This is a genomic window from Bradyrhizobium manausense, from assembly GCF_001440035.1.
Classification (GTDB): Bacteria; Pseudomonadota; Alphaproteobacteria; order Rhizobiales; family Xanthobacteraceae; genus Bradyrhizobium; species Bradyrhizobium manausense.
On the sequence record NZ_LJYG01000091.1, the window covers coordinates 21655 to 40939 of the forward strand.

General features: G+C 58.0%; 11 protein-coding genes and 2 pseudogenes. 5 read left to right on the forward strand and 8 right to left on the reverse strand.

Going from position 1 to position 19285, the window contains the following annotated elements:
- Positions 1-120: 120 nt before the first annotated feature.
- From AOQ71_RS21575 to AOQ71_RS21590, 4 genes are all read right to left on the reverse strand, one after another.
- On the reverse strand, positions 121-1809 hold the full coding sequence (locus AOQ71_RS21575) for a thiamine pyrophosphate-binding protein (RefSeq protein ID WP_057750670.1): 1689 nt from the start codon (positions 1807-1809) through the stop codon (positions 121-123).
- Positions 1810-2247: 438 nt separating this feature from the next.
- Positions 2248-3000, reverse strand: coding sequence for an SDR family NAD(P)-dependent oxidoreductase (locus AOQ71_RS21580; protein ID WP_057750676.1), 753 nt, complete (start codon positions 2998-3000; stop codon positions 2248-2250).
- Positions 3001-3113: 113 nt separating this feature from the next.
- The gene (locus AOQ71_RS21585; protein WP_057750685.1) at positions 3114-4502 is read right to left on the reverse strand and encodes an aminotransferase; all 1389 of its coding nucleotides are present in this window, start codon (positions 4500-4502) and stop codon (positions 3114-3116) included.
- An 8-nt stretch (positions 4503-4510) separates the two neighbouring features.
- Positions 4511-6025, reverse strand: coding sequence for an NAD-dependent succinate-semialdehyde dehydrogenase (locus AOQ71_RS21590; RefSeq protein WP_057750723.1), 1515 nt, complete (start codon positions 6023-6025; stop codon positions 4511-4513).
- A gap of 157 nt (positions 6026-6182) precedes the next feature.
- Between AOQ71_RS21590 and AOQ71_RS21595 the strand changes: the two genes are divergently transcribed.
- Together AOQ71_RS21595 and AOQ71_RS21600 are read left to right on the forward strand one after the other, a co-directional pair.
- The gene (locus tag AOQ71_RS21595) at positions 6183-6659 is read left to right on the forward strand and encodes an Lrp/AsnC family transcriptional regulator (protein ID WP_057750689.1); all 477 of its coding nucleotides are present in this window, start codon (positions 6183-6185) and stop codon (positions 6657-6659) included.
- Between the two features lie 638 nt (positions 6660-7297).
- A pseudogene (locus AOQ71_RS21600) lies at positions 7298-8179 on the forward strand (MFS transporter); the annotation flags it as partial.
- A 160-nt stretch (positions 8180-8339) separates the two neighbouring features.
- On the opposite strand, the gene ald reads toward AOQ71_RS21600, so the two are convergent.
- The 3 genes and pseudogenes from ald to AOQ71_RS21610 form a co-directional block, all read right to left on the reverse strand.
- Entirely contained in the window at positions 8340-9452 is a 1113-nt protein-coding gene (gene ald, locus AOQ71_RS21605; protein ID WP_057750700.1) for an alanine dehydrogenase, read from the reverse strand.
- 325 nt (positions 9453-9777) lie between these two features.
- Entirely contained in the window at positions 9778-9885 is a 108-nt protein-coding gene (locus AOQ71_RS50340) for an ATP-binding cassette domain-containing protein (protein WP_167353990.1), read from the reverse strand.
- A gap of 252 nt (positions 9886-10137) precedes the next feature.
- A pseudogene (locus AOQ71_RS21610) lies at positions 10138-11966 on the reverse strand (peptide ABC transporter substrate-binding protein).
- Between the two features lie 1898 nt (positions 11967-13864).
- On the opposite strand from AOQ71_RS21610, the gene AOQ71_RS21615 reads away from it, so the two are divergent.
- The 3 genes from AOQ71_RS21615 to AOQ71_RS21625 all read left to right on the forward strand — a co-directional run bounded on the left by AOQ71_RS21615 (position 13865) and on the right by AOQ71_RS21625 (position 17596).
- On the forward strand, positions 13865-15286 hold the full coding sequence (locus AOQ71_RS21615; RefSeq protein WP_083514391.1) for an amidohydrolase: 1422 nt from the start codon (positions 13865-13867) through the stop codon (positions 15284-15286).
- A 620-nt stretch (positions 15287-15906) separates the two neighbouring features.
- A complete protein-coding gene (locus AOQ71_RS21620; protein WP_057750706.1) occupies positions 15907-16290 on the forward strand; it encodes a RidA family protein in 384 nt (127 codons plus the stop codon).
- Position 16291: 1 nt separating this feature from the next.
- The gene (locus AOQ71_RS21625) at positions 16292-17596 is read left to right on the forward strand and encodes an NAD(P)/FAD-dependent oxidoreductase (protein ID WP_063958282.1); all 1305 of its coding nucleotides are present in this window, start codon (positions 16292-16294) and stop codon (positions 17594-17596) included.
- 574 nt (positions 17597-18170) lie between these two features.
- Here AOQ71_RS21625 and AOQ71_RS21630 read toward each other — a convergent pair.
- On the reverse strand, positions 18171-19196 hold the full coding sequence (locus tag AOQ71_RS21630; protein ID WP_057748104.1) for an IS110 family RNA-guided transposase: 1026 nt from the start codon (positions 19194-19196) through the stop codon (positions 18171-18173).
- Positions 19197-19285 lie beyond the last annotated feature (89 nt).

Below are 19285 nucleotides of genomic sequence, written 5' to 3' on the forward strand. Positions count from 1 at the left end.
CAAGTCGAGTTGCCGCTTTGTCATCTGCCAGTAATTGCCGGGTCGAAAGATCCGGCAATACTGAATAGGCGAGTACATTCGGCCTGCAGGTAGGCACTGAGATTTGGACTGCCGCCACTCTTAGTGTTGCGCGTCGGCCGGCGCGGATGCGAAGGTGCTGATCGGGGGGCGCGCCTCCGCTGGCACCACCACGTCAATCAGCAGCGGACGGCTCAACCCTCGCGCACCCTGAAGGGCATCCTCGAGCTCGGCCGGCGTCGTCACACGTATACCATCGCAGTTCAGCGTGCGCGCCAGGTCAGCGTAGTTGACCGGGGTGAAAGAAGTCTGGACCGTCTTGCCGAAGCGGTGCTTCTCGTAGTGCTGCTGGAAACCTAGAATGCTGTTGTTAAGTACAATCACACAAATCGGTACCCCATAGCGCGCTGCCGTCTCCATCTCCATTGCAACGTAGCCGAAGCCTCCGTCGCCAGTCACGCAATACACGGCCGAATCCGGCTTTGCGAACTTGGCTCCAATTGCCGCCGGGACGCCCCATCCGAGACCGGCGAAGCCACGAGGCGCGAGGAACTTACGCCCTGCCTTCTTGTAACGCAGCAAGTCCATCCCCCAAGCCGAGGAGTAACTGGCATCGGTCGTCACGATGTCATCTTCGCCAAGCAAAGCATTAAGGGATCGATATATCTGGCGTGGATCGATCGAGCCTTTACCGAGGTCCAAAGCTTCGAAGGTGGCGTTCCAAGCCGCGATCTTTGACTGCAGCCCTCTAGTCCATGCAGACGGCTCTGTGCGTTGTGGAACTGCCTGGACAAGTTGATCAAGCGCCAGCTTTGCATCCGCGGCAATCTCGAGAGCTACGTACGTCCTTCCGAGTTCCACCGGATCGATGTCGATGTGGATGATCTGCTGGTCGCGCGAGGGAATCGTGTAATCATTGGTCGCAATCGAGTCGGTCTTCGTCCCCACGAGGACCACCAGATCCGCTTCTCGCACGGCTTGGTTTGCGAGCCACCCGCGTGCACCCTCGCCCGCGGTGTAGGATCCGACGACTCCGGCGGCCAGCGGGTGCGTTTCGGCAATTGCGCCTTTGCCCAACGGCGTCGTCGCAACAGGAATCTGCAGCCGTTCGGCCAGCGCTTGCAGCGCATCGTAGCCCTGTGACAGGTGCAGCCCACCGCCGGCGATCACGATCGGGCGTGCGGCCGCCTTGATCCGCTGCGCGGCTTGCTCAATCAACGATGGATCTGCTGCTATGCGCACCCGCGGGTACGTGGCGGGTTCTGTGATTTGTACGGGGTTAACCGGCCCGTTGGTCAGGGCGGAGTCCGGAAAGGCGATCACCACTGGCCCCGGCCGGCCGGTCGTCGCCACACGCATCGCATGGGCAACGTAGTCGGCTGCGCGTTCTGGCGCATCAACCCGCCTGCCCCACTTGGTCATTTGCTCGAACAGACGAACGTGATCGATGCCCTGTATGGCGTTGCGGTCCATATTGGGCGTAGCAATGTCATTGACAAGAGCCAATACTGGCGTTGACGTGTTATACGCCTCCGCTAGTCCTGAGACCAGGTTCGTCGCACCGGGGCCACGTATCGCGCCGCATACGCCGACCCGTCCCGATACCCTGGCGAACGCATCGGCCATGACGGCACCGGCACGCTCATCGTGGACCGTGATTGCCCGTATGCTCGGGTCCAAATCGATATACAGAGGCTCAGGCGTGTCCATGCCAAAGATGTGAGTGACACCGAGCTCGACAAGCGCGTTACTTACAGCTTGAGCACCAGTTTTGGTGTTTTTGGTAGACATAGCGTTCCTTACGAATTGATGTTCGATGGTTGGTGACCCGGTTGTGTTAGGTCCATTCAGACACGCCCGGGTTCTATTGTGAAATGGCAAGACGATCGTTCTTGCTCACCTTCGACGGTCAGCTCATTGGCCAACATTGCGTCCTCCCTGCAATCGCGACCATTGGGCTTTGTCGTCGACGCGGAGCATCGTCGCCGATCCCTTGCGCACAGCGCTGGATACAGAGACCTAGTACGAGCTGCTTTAAAGCTGCCGCAATTGTTGTTCTGAACTGCACACGAGTCATGAAACGGCTCTCGTCCACAAGTGACGGGATGCGTGGATCCCATGTCGAACGGAGCAAATTCCTCCAAAGAATATGTGCGCTGAGCCACACATCGGACGAACGCCCAGAGGGAATACCCGATGGCGGACTGGAGGATATGGCCGTGAGCGCACTCATGTGATGACGAAGCCACCGTTCGGACTCAGCACCTGCCCCGTGATGAAAGAGGCCTCGTCGCTTGCGAGAAAAGCAATCGCTTCCCCCATTTCGTGGGGCTGTCCATAGCGGCCGAGTGGGATCGTCTTGGCTTTAGCGGCGCGCAACTCAGGCGGGTCGTTGCGGGCCGTCATCTCGGTCTCGGTATGGCCTGGCGCCACGACATTGACCCGGATGTTCCAGGGGGCTAATTCCTTGGCCCAGCCCTTGGAGAGCGCCAAAATCGCGCCTTTAGCCGCGTTGTAGGTCGCGCCTTCGGTCCAGCCCACGAGCGCTTGGATCGAGGACAAGTTGACAATACTGCCGGAATTGCGGCGCTTCATGCCAGGAGCCACCGCTTGCGTCGTCCATACCGTACCACCAACATGTACACCGATTGAGCGCTGGAACATCGCTTCGGTGACCTGCTCGATCGGACAGCGGTCAGACGCAATGCCCGCGTTATTGATCAGCACATCGATCTGGCCGAAGCGATGTTCGATAGCCGCTACGACATCGCGCATCGCCTCGCTGTCGGAAACGTCGGCAGCATAGCTTTCCGCCTCGACACCAAGTTCTCGAACCAGCGCAGCGGTCTCGGCCGCCGTCGTCGCGTCGATGTCGTGCACGGCGACGTCAAAGCCGCGTCTGGCAAGAACAAGAACGGTCGCCTTGCCAATTCCGCGGCCTGCCCCGGTTACCAAGGCAACTTTTCGTTTATGATCGGACATAGTCACTTTCGCTCCGGATTCACTGCTCAGCAGCGTCGATCGGGTGGCAGCTTGCTCCCGGTGCCCTGAGCAACACGCTTTTGCATGACGGCCCCATTGAGCTTCAATGGCGCCTACTTATTCGCCAGTTCGTCCATCACCTCTTTGGTTGCTTGATAGGCCAGCTCAACGATTTCGTCGATCTCAGCCTCGGAAACAACCAGAGGCGGTGCAAAGCCAAGAATCTCTCCATGCGGCATCGCTCGTGCAATAAGCCCCCGATCGCGAGCCGCCTTCGAGATGCGGGCACCGACCTTCAACTCCGGATCAAATCGGCGCTTCGTCTGGCGATCCGCAACATACTCGATCGCCCCGAGCAAGCCCACGCCTCGAACTTCCCCGACGATTTCCAGCTGTGCAAACCGCTCCCTGAGCCGTTTTTGAAAGTGAGCGCCGACGGTTCGGGCTCTATCGCTCAGTCGCTCCTTCTCGACGATGTCGAGCACCGCGTTGGCGGCTGCTGCCGCGATCGGATGGCCGGAGTAAGTATAGCCATGAGAGAATGCTCCGACGCGATCAGCGGCTTCCTCCATGACCTTGTAAACTCTCTCGCCGACGATGGCTCCCGATAGCGGCATGTACCCGGATGTCAGCCCTTTGGCGACTGTGACAAGATCTGGTTCGATTCCATACAGCGTGCTCCCGAAGTCAGCGCCGGTTCGACCAAATCCACAGATGACCTCATCGGCAATCAAAAGGACGTCGTACCGCCTTAGCACCGCCTGGATTTCACGCCAGTAACCCGCAGGCGGCGGCGTGATACCACCCGTGCCGAGCACCGGCTCAGCGATGAAAGCGCCGACCGTTTCTGGACCCTCTCTCACGATTAGCTGTTCGAGCTCGGCCGCTCGCCGGCGAGAAAAGTCCTCTTCTGTCTCGCCCGGTTCAGCACCCCAATAATGATGCGGCGTGCCCGTGTGGAGAACCCCCGGGAAAGGTAGGTCCATACGATCGTGATAAAATGACATGCCAGTCATCGAACCGGAGATCACCGAGCAACCATGATACCCGCGCTCACGCGAGATGATCTTCTTCTTTTTAGGCCGCCCACATAGATTATTGTAGTACCAAACGAGCTTTGCTTGAGTCTCGTTGGCATCCGATCCCGAAAGCCCGTAGAACACCTTGCTTGGCTTGCCAGGCGCCATGCGCACGAGGCGATCCGAAAGCGTAGCCAGTTCTTCGGTCGTGTGCGCTGCATATGTGTGGTAGTACGCCAAACCATAGGCTTGCCGCGCAATGGCTTCGGCCACTTCGGTGCGACCGTAACCGATATTTACACAGTAAAGGCCAGCAAAGCCGTCGATATAACTGCGCCCCTCTGCGTCCTTGATATGGATCCCCTTTCCGCTGGTGACGATCGTCGGGTCACCAATCTTACCAGTGGCGAAATCCTTGAGCTGAGTGAAAGGATGCAGAACACTTGAGCGATCCCGTTCAGCAATGGTCTTGATGTCAATCATGCGCTCTCCTAAGCCGCCAGGTCGCCGAAGCAGACGTATTTCAGCTCCATAAATTCCGCCAATCCGTGGCGCGACCCTTCGCGACCGAGCCCAGATTGTTTCCACCCGCCGAACGGAATGGGTGGGCCAGTAAATGAAGCCGTATTGATACCAAGCATGCCGCATTCGATCCGCTCTGACAGTCGCATCGCTCGACGTAGATTGTCCGTATAGACGTACCCAGCGAGGCCCATTTCGCTGGAGTTTGCTCGAGCGATAACCTCTTCTTCGGAGTCGAACGGAAGCACGGCTGCCACAGGCCCGAATGTTTCCTCGCGAGCGATGAGCATGTTCTCGGTGACGTCGCTAAGTAACGTCGGAGGAACGAAATTGGGACCCAAGCTCGCGTCCTGCTGCGGCGAGACAACGCGCGCTCCCTTCTTCACCGCATCATCGATGTGAGACCTGCATTTGTCGGCGACTGACAACTTGGTCATTGGCCCGATATCTGTTGTCGCCTCCAGACCATGGCCAATTCTCAGTTGAGCGATCCCAGCGGCAAACTGTTCGACGAAGGCGCCATAAATGCTTCTTTGCACGTAGATGCGGTTAGCAGCCAAACAGTCCTGACCAGACGTAGCAAATTTTGCTACCATCGCACCCTTGACGGCCTTCTCAAGATCGACATCGTCAAACACCAGAAAAGGAGCATGGCCACCCAACTCTAGTGATACTTTCTTGACGCTCTCGGCTGCCCCTTCAAGAAGCAAACGGCCCACTCCGGTAGAACCCGTAAACGAAAGAGCGCGTATTCTTGTATCGCTCAACAGGGGCGTCGAAAGCTCGATCGGATTGCCGACAAGCACCTGAAACACGCCCCGCGGAAGCCCAGCCTGCTCGGCTAGCCTCGCCAGCGCCATCGCAGAGAGCGGCGTCTCGGGAGCAGGCTTAACAATGATCGGACATCCGGCAGCGAGGGCGGCCCCCGCCTTCCGTGTGATCATCGCTATAGGAAAATTCCACGGGGTTATCGCCGCCGCGACACCTACTGGCTGCATTCGCACGTGAAGAAGGCTTCCAAGCTTATGGCTTGGGATCGTTTCCCCGTATGCCCGCTCCCCTTCTGCTGCGAACCACTCAAGAAAGCCAGCACCATACGCTATTTCCTGACGCGCCTCAGCGAGCGGCTTCCCTTGCTCGCTCGTCACCAGGATCGCGAGCTCTTCCTCGTGCTCAATCATCAATGAGGCCCAACTCCGGAGAATCGCGCCTCTCCTTGCCGGCAGCAATTCTCGCCACATGGGGAAAGACCGCTCGGCGGCAGCTATCGCCACCTCCATCCCTGCGGCCCCGCAACGAGCAACATCCGCGATCTCCTCGCCCGTCGCGGGATCGATCACAGGGTCTCGCTCGCCGCCGGACACCCACTGTCCGTCGACGAGCGCCGCTCCAGACAGAAAATCACGACGGCGCAGATTCTGCAGATACCTGCTAGCCAGACCGACCGAGTGCGGACGTTTGTGCCGGCTACTTTGAAACACCATTTGGGGGTCCCACGCGGTCATTTTGTTGAAATTGCACATGCATTCAGGATACTCATAGTGCATAGAGATTTGCGTCGCATTTACCCATCGCTCGGACGATTTCCTGCAACGCAGATGCACTTGGCGACGGAATGCACCCGAAGGCTGGAGCTCAATCATGCAATACGACCGGATAGACGCCCGCATCCTGGAGATCGTCCAAAAGAATAACCGACTAACTTCCGAGGTCATCGGTGAAATGGCGGGGCTTTCTGCAACGGCATGTCAGCGCCGGCTGAAACGCCTCCGCTCGGACGGAATAATTGAAGCCGATGTCTCGATCGTTTCCGCAAGAGCGGTGGGAAGGCCCATCCAGATGCTTGTGCTGGTGAGCCTCGAACGAGAGCGTTCAGACATCATCGACAAGTTCAAGAAGGCCATCAAATCCTCTGCTGAGGTCGTCAACGGCTTTTACGTCACGGGCGACGCCGATTTTGTTCTCTACATTACCGCCCGAACCATGGAGGACTATGAACAGTTCACGCGTCGCTTCTTCTATGAGAATTCGGATATCAAAGGCTTCAAAACAATGGTCATAATGGATCGTGTGAAGACAGGTTTTGCCATTCCGATTGAGTCTCCGTCGGAGGAGTGAACGTGGCGCTCCTCCCTCGGACTAAGTCTTTCGTGCGGTTTTTCATCGCTCATTCGCATACAGCGCCAAAAAACAGTCGCCTCGGTGCTCTACTCTACTCGCTGGCACGCTTTCTGAAGCGGTTTCCTTTCGGATTGATTTTCCAAGCAGCCAGCTCGACCAAGCGGCTCGTCAATTGATCGCGTGAGGCATCCACTCTGACGAGACGATGCAAAATATAAGAACTTCGCGAAAGCTCCTCTGCGGTTCACTTGACGAAGTAGCTCAACTTGCTCCCGCGTACCGTGGCGGAAGGGCCGATGCTCCCTACTCACGACAATCGGCATCAGCGTCGAGGTCGGGATCGCGGCGACCGGAAGATGCCGCGAGGGCGGTAAGCCAGCTCACCGAGAGCACGCCTCATCCAGACCACCTCACGGCTTTGTCACAGGCTGCCCTTACAACACGAGAGACGGCTTCTCACACACGAGGCGGGCAGTATCCTGTTCCATGGCAATTTCAGGGCGTTGACCATTGCGGTAAGGCCTTCGCACTCGAGCTGTGCAAATCGGACGAAGTGTCTGACCGTTTCCTAACGGTCAAGCTGGACCATCAACGGCCGTTGCAATCCAATAATCGGATGCGAGACAGGGGCCGAGATGACCAATTCGTCCAAGCCGAAGACGGTTAGCGCTGATGGCATCACCTCGCCACTCCGCTTTCTCACCTTCCGGCGCATCTGGATAGCGAGCGTGCTTGCCAATCTAGGCGCTCTCATTCGGGGCGTCGGCGCCGCTTGGGCAATGACCCAGATGACATCGTCAGCCGAAGCTCGCGCTAGTGCAGACCGCTCTGATGTTGCGGGTCATGTTCATCTCAGTGCCGGCCGGTGCGATCGCCGACATGCACGACCGGCGTATCGTTGCACTGGTCTCTGTCGGTATCGCACTCGCCGGCGCGTCCGCGCCGACGGCGCTCGCTTGGCTTGACTTGATCACTCCAAATTTGTTGCTGGCGTTATGCTTCGTAGTCGGCAGCGGCATGGCCCTGATGGATCCGGCCTGGCAATCCTCGGTCAGCGAGCAAGTGCCGTGGAAACCCTTCCGGCGGCAGTGGCGCTGAACAGTATCAGCTACAACATTGCGCGAAACGAGAGTCCGGCCATTGGCGGTATCGTAGTTGCAACCGCGGGTGCGGCAGCTGCATTCGCACCGATGCCTTCCTTTATTTTCCGCTGATTGTCGCGTTGTTCTTATGGAAACGCAACTCTGTACCGAGTCGTCTGCCGCCTGAGAAGCTTAGTCGCGCTATCGTTTCAGGTGCGCGCTACATCATCAATTCGCCTTCGATCATGATCGTGCTGGTGCGCTCCATGGTGATGGGTGTGATCGGCGGCGCGATTATCGCGCTCATGTCGCTTGTAGCTCGCGACCTGCTGCATGGCGTCGCACAAACGTATGGCACGATGCTCAGCGCTTTTGGTCTCGGCGCGGTGGTCGCGCGCACTCAATATCACCGAGCTGCGCAAGCGCATTCTTGGCGTTCGAACCGTCAGCCGTTAGAGACCTTGGATACGGATCAAGCGGCAGAAACCACGTGGTCTCTGCCGAGTAAAGTCTTCCGCAGCTTACAAAAAGGTGGCCACTCCGAAGGAGTGGCCACCGAGTCAGGGAGGAAATGTCCCCTAGAGGACCTCTGGGATCAGGCCGCAGCCTGTTCAATCGGGGAGAATGGCAGCCCGAGACTCTCGGCCACAGCCTTGTAAGTAAGCCGGCCCCGATAGACATTTAGGCCGGCACGAAGATGCGGATTTTCGAGGGCAGCTGCAAATCCTTTGTTGGCGAGAGCCAAGCCAAAAGGCAGCGTAGCGTTGTTCAGAGCCTGGCTCGAGGTGAGCGGGACAGCTCCAGGCATATTGGCGACGCAGTAGTGGATGACCCCTTCTACCTCGTAGGTGGGATCAGCGTGTGTCGTCGCCCGCGATGTCTCGAAGCATCCGCCCTGATCAATCGCAACGTCAACGATCACTGAGCCCTTTCGCATAGAGCCCAACATACTGCGGTTAACCAGCTTCGGCGCGCTCGCGCCAGGAACGAGCACCGCGCCAATAACGACGTCTGCGGCGAAGACCTCTTCCTCCACAGCATCGATTGTCGAGAACCTGGTACGAACCCGCCCCTTGAACAGTTCATCCAACTCGCGAAGGCGAGGAATCGAGCGGTCAAGGATTGTAACCTCGGCGCCCAAGCCGGCCGCCATACGCGCAGCGTGTGTACCGACAACGCCGCCTCCGATCACCACAATGCGAGCCGGCTGAACCCCCGGCACACCACCAATCAACAGGCCACGGCCGCCTGCATATCGCTTCAGCGCGGCACCAGCTGCCTCGATTGAAAGCCTACCTGCGACCTCGCTCATCGGCGCAAGCAGCGGGAGCCCCTCATGGGCATCAGTCACCGTTTCGTAGGCGATTGCGGTACATCCGGACTTGATAAGGCCGTTGGCCTGCTCCGGATCTGGCGCCAAGTGTAGGTAAGTGAATAGAATCTGATTCTCTCGGAGCTGAGTCCATTCGGACGCCTGTGGCTCCTTGACTTTCACAATCATTTCGCTGGACGCGAACACCTCGCGAGCAGAGGCCGCAATTGTCGCGCCGGCTTTGCGGTAATTGTCATCTGTGGCGCCGATTCCCGCACCGGCATTGGTCTCGACCAACACGCTGTGTCCAGCTGCCACGTATTCGCGGACGGCCCCAGGCGTCAGTCCCACGCGATATTCATGCGTCTTGATTTCCTTGGGAACACCGACTTTCATCTACAATCTCCTTGGTGAGCTGTCCTTTGTAGTCGTAACAGCGGCATAAACCTGCAACTCTGAAGCCCAAACGACGCATTAATCCGGCGATCTTATTTGCCGCCGCGCAGGATTTCGAACAGACGGATCAGACCGCCCAGTTCACAGATATTCTTTCTCCGCGATAACCCGGAGCAGCCGCGGCGCCAAACGGCGAAGTGGTCCTATCCCGGCCAAACTACCCTGGCGCCGAGAGCAGCGCTTTCGTGTAGCAATGCTGTGGGTTGCGGTAGAGATCGCAGGTCTGCCGCCGAGCTTACGCACGTACTGGCCGTCGAACACGTCCTCACGGTCTGGGTTCGATCAGGCGCAGCACGCAGCGTCCCGCCGTGGACTTGCCGCACCCGGACTCCCCGACGAGACCGAGCGTCTCGCCGCGATTGAACCGAGAAATGACACGCCATTGACGACTTGGCGCGACAACAGGCCGCCCAGCACCGGAAAATGCTTCGCGCCATCAGATCACCCGTCGCGCATCGAGCGCGTCACGCAGTTGGCTTCAAGAGGCGGCGCAGAATGTACTTACTTATGGACGACAATGCTCCTGGGTCCGGTCCGGGAAGGTTGAACGGCTCCTCGATAGGCCCGCGTTCAAGCGGAGAGATAGAAGCGATAAACTTACAAATGAAGTTGCGCTACACGGCGTTCAGGATTCGCGATACCAGTCCTGAAGATTGTCCGTTGCGCTGGTCCAACCTGAGAGTGCCGGCCGCAACGTGTTGGAGCTAGCGTGCACTACGAGACGTTGCATAAGAGGAATGAGCGCAGTGTCCTGCCAAAGCAGATCGTTGCACTTGACGTAGAAGGCTGCTCGCTTGATCGGGGGGGCGGTTTCGGTATCTGCCGCCTCCAGTGCCGCATCATAAGCCTTATTGACCCAGCGAAGGAAGTTAGTTCCCTGCCACTTGTTTTCCTTAGCGGCGATATTGCGGGAATTGAAGCTATTCAAGAACCGGCCTGGATCAGGCTGCAGCATCGTAGAAGCAAATACCTCAAGATCTGCGTAAAACTTGGAAAAGGTGTCGGGATTGCCAACGTCGGATGAAAAGAAGACCGAGGCAACGATGGATTTTAGCTCGATATCTATGCCCGCCTTCTGGCAGGCCTGCTTCACGATCGCCTGTACTTTCTGACGGGGACCGTTGATCGTGGTCTGGTACACAAATTTTAGCTTTTTCCCGTTTTTCTCGCGAATGCCGTCGGCACCACGGTTCCATCCGGCCTCATCGAGAAGTGCACTGGCCTTCTCGATACTGAACTCCCACGAAGTATTCTTAGACACAAACTCCTCAGGACCGTTGACGTAATTGGCCGAGATGCGGCCAGCACGTCCATAGATCGCCTTCTTGATGGTTTCGCGATCAATGAGCAAGGAAAGCGCCTTCCGCACTGCCGGCTCCGAGAGCACCGGGTGCCTGACCTTGATTGATGAACGCTCGCCATCTACGTCAGTATTTGGATCGGCGAAGTTGATGAAGAGCGTCTCCGGGTTGTTTCCGCTGATATAGACGGCCTTCCCCTTGCCCCCTTTTTCCATGCGTTGCAGCACCTCGTCCTCGACCTGCATGCTCCAGGCAAAGTCAAAGTCGCCGGTCTGGATCACGGCGCGCGCCGCCGATACGGCATCACCGCCGCCCTTCATCTCGATGGAATCGAAGTAGGGGCGGTTTGCCATGTGGTAGTCGGGATTGAGCTCACCGCGAATGAGGTCGCCCGGCTGAAACTGGACGAACTTATACGGGCCAGTGCCGACCGGCTTCATATTGGTTGGAGCTTCGCGGGACTTCTTGCCCTTGAATTCCGAAAATAAGTGTTTGGGGATGATACAGCCAGATGGGCCCACAAAGGCGACTGCCCAGAATGGAGTCGGCTTAGGAAAGGCGACACGGATGATAAGATCGTTCACTTTTTCGACGATGACGTCGCGATAAGTGCCGATTGTTACCGCAGCTGTTGCAGGGTCCCGAGAATATTCCCAATTGAATACTACGTCATCGGCGGTGAATGCCGTCCCATCATGCCACTTAACCCCGGGCTTGAGCTTCCGAATCACCGAGTCTCCGTCGGCGCTCAGGCCACCATTCTGGAGCGACGGTATCTCAGCAGCGAGGATCGGGTTGAGGTGGCCATCGGCGTCCCAGCTAGCGAGAGGCTCATAGAACAAGCGGGAGCCATCCAGGTCCTTTTCGCCAACGGCGAAATGCGGATTGAGTAGGGTCGGCCCCTGCCACCACAACAACCGTAGGGCGCCCCCGCCGCCGCGCTTGGTCGGCTTGTAGAAAGACGCGCTCTGCGCCATCGCGACGCCGCCAAGAGCGAGTATCTGGGTCGCCATTGGCGCGGTGAATCCGACAGCGATCAGGCGCTGAACAAAGGAGCGACGCGACAGCCCCCCTTCTTCACATCCTCAACGAGCGAACCAAGCTGATGTTGATCGGACGTGGACGTCCGCGCTGAACTGTCAAAATGGCTCACGATCGTGGATCCCCAAGAGTTGTGTGAATGCGAGAGCGCCAGAGGGATTACCTCTGACATTTTGAGCCGCCGGGCGAGATTCGGCTGAGGCCGCCGGAGTGGTGCAGCCTTCACTTTCCACCATCAACCAGATGCCCACGCTGCCAACTAACGATGCCGTCGGAGCCAAGCTTCTCACTAAAACCGGAATGACAACAGGATTAGCCCACCTGAGCGAGGCGCCGACTGCGCCTTACCATCGCCTCCATCTTTCCATCCCAGAGCTTTGACTTTTGCGAGTGACTTTGATCAATCGTAAAGATTGTATTGTTGCTCAGATGTAATCGGCGCCCTAGGTTGGATTCCCCTAATGTGGAGCCTGGCAATGCCGGAATCCTGCTATTATTTCTCACCTATTCAAGTTTTTCTGTGCGCGGCTTCTTTGGCAAACGTCTTGTTGAATTCGAAGCACAGAGCAGCGACGACAAAATACGCTCTCCTTACTGCTTAATGTTTACATCGAAAGCGCTGCAACCAGCATCTGTGGGCTGCGACCAACGGCTTCGCCTAGCCGGTCACGTTGCTCACCGAGCGAGCGTGCCCGTCTGTTCTGCATCAGTTACCTCTAGGCAAGAACCTCTTCCGATAAATGGCCGAAGAACGACAGATCATGTACTTTGGCCATTCGACGGCAATTTCTTCCGGTCACCCGCTTGTCGCCCGCACAATGCGGTGTGACTGCCTGTAGTGACTGCGCGAGACGCGTCAGTCAGTCCCTGTTCGCCGCATCCCGAATCGAGGCCGCGGCCGCATGCTCACAATCGCGGCAGTCGGCGATGCTGGCTTGCTGACTAGCATGTTGCGCGCATCGCTCTGTACCGCGGTGCGCAAATCCGCCCGGCGCCTTTAGCACCGAATTCGCAACGCAACCATGTCAATCCCGTTTCTGGTGGCCGCACAGGGCTCGCAACTGGGATCCGATGGTTAAGAGTCCAGGCTCGACGTCGCTCCGGTGCAATACCGGGTAGATCGTGGCTCGTCGCCCCAAGCTGGCTTGCTGCGCCTCACGGTGTCGTTCTGCGGCACACCCTCCCGAGCCGATTGTTCCGGGGTTAACTGCCTACTGTGCATCTCGTCGCACATGTGATCGGTACCAAGTATCGGTGGCACTTACGGCCTATCGGCCGGCGCACCGTTCGGCGAGGTAAGATATCGTTATCGACCGCGCCACGATCGCCTTCTGGGTCGGCTACGTCGGCCAGGAGTTGAAGCCTTGATGCCATGGCCACGCAAGATCGCTATCGTTCTGCACTGCGTCCAGATGGTCGCACTATGGGTGGCGGATCCGATCCGGCATTGGATGCACGCGTCTGATGGCAAGCGACAGGCGTTTGAGGCCCCACCGGCACTCATTACCTGGGCACCTGGCGCGCGCTAAAAGTGCATTTCAATTTGGCGCCATAGAGAACGGCGGTTCGACTTCTGGTCCCACCGATTGTTTGAAGCGTTGTGCTTACTGTAACTCTGAAGCCCGTTTGCGGAGACCATGGAATGGCTGCGGGAGCGACCCGGCGGTCGAGTTGGCTGCTGATAGGTTCTGAGTTCACCAGCAGCCAGTGCTGGCCATGCGCGCGGCAAAGCGGCACATTCAGACCTGTGATGGATTTCGGCATGTCAAGCATTCTCAACGCCGCATTCCGTCTCAGGCGGAGCACCTTTGCCGACGATTGTCGTGGCAGATCGCCCAATCTCGCACAGAGAGCGTCTTCGGCGAGACGCGGGCGTCGCAAATTCAAAGATGGTGTTGCCGCTTCATCTCTGGTTGACCGATGCAGGCTTCCCATGTGGGGCTCGGTGGCGAGTAGGGGCGAAAATGCGAAGAGCAACTAAGTGATTGGATCTTACAGCGAGGAATTTCAATGCTGAGGAACACAAAACCGGTTTGGGAGTGCATTGAATCTCACAAAACGAAATTTTTCGGTTTAAGCGACCGGATTTGGGGGCGGCCCGAAGAGAACTATCAGGAATTCTTCGCATTCAACGAACATCGCCAGACGCTCGCCTTGGAAGGCTTTACCGTCTCAGAAGCGATGGCGGGAATACCAACAGCAGTGATGGGTGAAGCGGGTAAAGGCGGCCCTGTTATCGCGATCCTTGGTGAATACGACGCGCTGCCCGGTTTGAGCCAGGAAGCAGGCGTGGCGGAACAGAGGCCGGTCGTTCCGGGCGGTTCAGGCCACGGCTGCGGTCATAATATGCTGGGCTCGGCCTCCCTGCTGGCTGCGGTGGCGGTGAAGGATTGGCTAGCGCAAGCTGGGCTGCCGGGGCGAGTGCGTTATTATGGCTGCCCTGCGGAAGAGGGTGGATCTGGCAAGAGCTTTTTGGTTCGCGCTGGCGCGTTCGATGATGTCGACACTGCGATTTGTTGGCACCCCTCAGCCTTTACCGGCGTGTGGCCTGCGGCTTCGCTCGCGTGTGCGGAATTCGAATTCACGTTTTACGGTCGCGCCGCCCACGCCGCGGCGGCACCGCATCTTGGGCGAAGCGCGCTCGATGCCGTGGAGCTCATGAGCGTAGGGGTGAATTATATGCGCGAGCACATGCCCTCCTCGGCTCGCGTGCACTACGCTCTTGTGGATGGTGGAGGTATCGCGCCAAACGTAGTGCAGCCGCGTGCCGTTGTGCGTCATCTCGTTCGGGCACTTAAGCTCAATGAAATGTGGGGTCTGGTCGAGTGGGTCAAGAAGATCGCGGAGGGCGCGGCGCTGATGACAGAGACCAGGGTGGAGATGAAACAGCTTTCGGGCGAGGCGAACTTGGTTCCTAACGCTCCCTTGGAAGAAGCCATGCATGCTAACCTGATGCAACTGGGCGGAGTGGAGTTTGACAGTTTTGATATGGAGTTCGCCCGAAGCATCCAAAGCACTCTCCCGCCGGACGATATTCGTTCGGCATATGGCCGGCATGGTTTGCCGGTGAGCTCAGACCCTCTCAGCAGCCAAATCTACCCCCCGGAGGGCTCTCGCACTGACTCACTGGGCTCCACGGACGTAGGAACCGTGAGCTGGGTCGTTCCTACGGTGCAGTGCTTAGTCTCAAGCTATGCGATCGGTACGCCAGGTCATTCCTGGCAGCTGGTTGCGCAAGGCAAATCCCCCGCTGCTCACAAAGGAATCGCCTTCGCGGCGAAAGCTATGGCTGGCGTGGCCGCAGACGTTCTTTCGGATCCCGCGCTCCTTGCTGCGGCGAAAGAAGCACTTGAGGGTTATCGCAAAGACAACGAGTTCAAAAATCCTATAGGACCAGAAACGGCCCCCCCGCTCTCCATGGCCGCAAAATGAAGATAAACTTGTACGGCTACTTCAGACCACCAGTTTGTCCAACGTGCGCCCCCTTAGAGCGCTGGGTATGCTCCGTTGCTCACGGAAGCTGGCTAGGCAAAAATCAGGCTCTCGCTGGCGAATACGCGGGGTAACCACGAGCCGGAACAGGCCGTTTTGCTAGTTTAAGTGTCTGCCGTTCCTTGGAAGCTCCACGCTGAACTCGCAATCGCATCCCGTCGGCGAATCTGAAGAAGAAGTTTGCAAGCTGTCGGCGGTTGGCGAAAGCTCGCCATCTCAAGCTTGTATCGTCAAAACTGCGTGCAGGAAAAACTGCTGCCGGATCTCCCGTTTGGTATCACTTTACGTCTGAGCCGGAGAAGAGCGCCACGTTCTGACCTGTGCACAAAAACAGCGGAAATCTCTGCCACATTGCGGAATTGCGACCCCAACCGCTCGATACATGTAAGGCTAATGATTCAGCCCAACCCACAACGATCGAGCGTCCTGGCATTCAGGACTGGGCCATCCACCAGTTGGGATTCAACACGTGCGGGAGGTTGGCGTGGAGACAGCCTGCTGGCCGTATGACGAACGGCTGATGTCATCGGTGGCTGCGCACCACACCTGAAGGAACGCACATGACGACAACCATTGAGCGATTCGAAACGGGCCCACGTATGAGCAGGATCGTGCGCCACAATGGCCTGGCGTATCTGTGCGGGCAGACAGCTGCGAGCGGTGTCGGAGACGTGGCCCAACAAACACAGGAGGCCTTGGCTCGCGTAGATGGGTTGCTCGCGCGGGCGGGAACCGACAAGACCCGTATCCTGTCGGCGCTTATCCACTTGCGCTCAATGAGCGATTTCAGATCAATGAATACAGTCTGGGAAGCTTGGATGCCTATTGGTGCGGCCCCGGCGCGCACTACTGTGGGGGCCGCGCTGGCCGCGCCCGAACTACCTGTCGAGGTATCCATCGTCGCGGTGGCCAATGGTACGGTTGCTTCACCTGCTGGAGGCTGAGATGTTAAACACCAAGCATTTGACCCAGTATCATACCCGTAGCGGATGGAATGCTCTGCTGCCTCCACGCGCACCGCGCGATCAGAAGCCGGCGAATACTCGCTTTGCTTCGATCGTGATCGGAGCGGGGTACACTGGGTTGGCAGCAGCCCGCCGCACCGCCGAACTTGAATCGGCCAAGGAAGTGCTCGTGCTGAATGCGTCGGAAATTGGCGAAGGACCGTCCGGGCGCAATTCCGGTTTTGCGTCGATCTTCCCATCCAAGCCGACAGCGAATGAATACGGTTCTGCAGACGATGACGCGATCCGCAAGGTCCGAATATCCATGGCCGGACAGGAGTGGCTTCGCTTGTTGATCCGGGAACATAACATCGATTGCGACTGGGACGAAGAGTCGCTGCGGATCAATGCCGCGGCGACGCCTGAGGGTGCCGTGGCTGCCGGAGATTGGCTGCAGTCACTGCGCAGGTGGGGCTTCAACTGTAGGGTTCTGAACGACGAGGAACGTGTGGCCCAGCTCGGGACCGACTACTACTCAACGGCTTTCGATGTCCGCCCTCGTGCACTCGTTCAACCTGCCGCCCTAATCCGCGGGCTGGCAGGAAGCCTGCCGGCGAACGTGACGTTACTCGAGAGAACACTCGTGACGCGCGTCGAAGGCAATGGACCGTTTAAAGTCCATAGTACGAAGGGCAGTTTCACGGCTGACCGACTGTTTATCGCCAACAATGGGCAGGCCAGGGATCTTGGGATCCTTCCCGATCGCACCGTCACCATCCTGACGTATGCCGCACTCACGCCGCGCCTAGATGTGGACGAGCTCACCAAGCTCGGTGCCGCACCGATCTGGGGGATGACGCCTATCAACAGCATGGGCATGACTATGCGCAAGCTGAAAGACCGCTTCCTCGTGCGAAGCATGTCTTCATACGGCAGGGAGACCGATCCAAAGACTGTACGCGAGGAACTGACTCGTCTGTACCGCAACCGCTACCCTCGCATGAGCTCACACGAGTTTGAGTACGTCTGGGGGGGCGCCATGGCGTTCAGTGGGAATGGTGGCTTTTATTTCGGCGAAGCGAGGCCCGGCATATTCGGCGCTGTCGGCTGCAACGCCACGGGCGTGGTGAAGGGCACGATTCATGGCAAGTTACTTGCCGAGTTAGCTTGCGGTTCACAGTCGGAGCTCTTGACTGATCGCCTAAGGCAGACCGGACCCAACTGGTTGCCGCCGGAGCCATTCCGCGGCATTGGCGCCATGTCCCGCATCGCTTGGCTACGGCATAAGGCCGGGCGTGAATACTGAGTTTGTTGATTTTCGACAAAGGGTGCTACTGCCCCCCTCGTAATATTACGGATGAGCTTAGGATGCGCACGTAAATCGCCCGATTTGGGAGCCTGATGACGTTGTCCCGAGAAAGAGTCCGCGGCGAGATAGGTCGGATGGCAACTTGTGAGACGGCAGCGTCTAGCGGACGGGCGTGCCCTTTTGATGACTTTAGACTAGTCCTCGGCTTACTTTAGTCGCCAAGACGTGACTTCAACGCAGGCGTCAACCGGAGAGCAGCAAAGTGCGGGAGCGTCAATCGCGCCCGAATGCATCGTGCGTGTGCGCCAGATCGTTAAGTAGTCGTCTGTTCTTTAATCGCGGGCACGGTGTCAACCCCGATTAGACAAAAATCATCCACTGCCGGGTTCATGGTTCTTTCCGCGGTCGTCTCTACAGCCGCCGCATGATGGCGTTCAAGAGGTGTGCATCTCGATGTGAAGAGCGCGGTGCGTAACGCCCGCAGGGACGACTTCGAGATTGCCAACACCTTCGTCCCGGCAGGGACGCTTGTTCCGCCGGAGGCGGATCTGGGTGTCGGTTTAGGGTTACTTCATGCGGCGCGCATCTCTGCCTGGAACTCAGTGCCGTCGGTCCAGATGGAGTGGAGGATGACAGCCATTTTGCGAGCAACGGCAACCTTCGTCTTTTTGGCGCCGATCCTTTTTGTCAGTTTGCTGCCCCAGCGCTTGAGCGCAGAACCTCGCCTGACAACGGTCAGCAGGACGTTCGCGGCTTCGAACAGATAAGTCCGAACCTGATGGTTGCCGCGTTTGGAGATGCGGCCAGTGCGGTCGATCTCGCCGGATTGATGACGTCTTGGTGTCAGGCCGAGATAGGCACCAACGTCGGCGGAATGTCTGAAGCGAGCGGGGTTGTCGATGGTAACGACGAAGGCCAGAGCGGTCAGGGGACCGATACCGGGAACGGTCATCATTCGCCGAACAGTTTGGTCACCCTTCGCCATCACCAGAAGTTCTCGATCAAATTTTTCAATTTGCTCGGTCAAACAGGACTGAGCAAGGAGTAGCGGCGCGAAAATACTTTGCAAATCCGGCGATTCAGCGAGGACGGCGTTGACTTTGCGAGCCAGATTGGTCGAACCGGCCCTGCCGAGCAATATTCCCAGCCCCTTACAAAGACCACGCATCTGGTTGTCGAGGTCACGCCGCAGATCCACCAGCTTGCTTCGAGCCGCCAGCATCGAACGGGTTTTCCAGCTCTCCGCCCCCTTCACGGCAGCTTCCCGGTACCATCCCATGCGGGCCATTTCGGCCAATCCCTTGGCATCGTTTTGATCCGACTTGTTGATACGCATTGATAACGCCGCGTTGGCGTGACGCGCATCAAGGCAAATCACCGGAAAGCCCAGTGCCCTGAGTTGATGCCAAAGCCAATTGGATAGCGAGCCCGTTTCAAAGACGATCCGCTCAGCATTGCCGGCATGACGCCTTAGGAGCTCAGCGATCGCCTCCGGATTGGTCGGCGCACAACCTTCGAATGTCACGCCGCCGGCCTGGTCCAAAACGCAAATGCTGGTTTCTTCCATAGAGATGTCCAGACCAACGTACTGCTTCATAGCGCGGCTCCTTTTCGATTTGCTGACGCCGATCGTACCGATCCTCGTGTTCTCAAGAAGACGTCAGCCGCGATTACGCCATGTGAAGA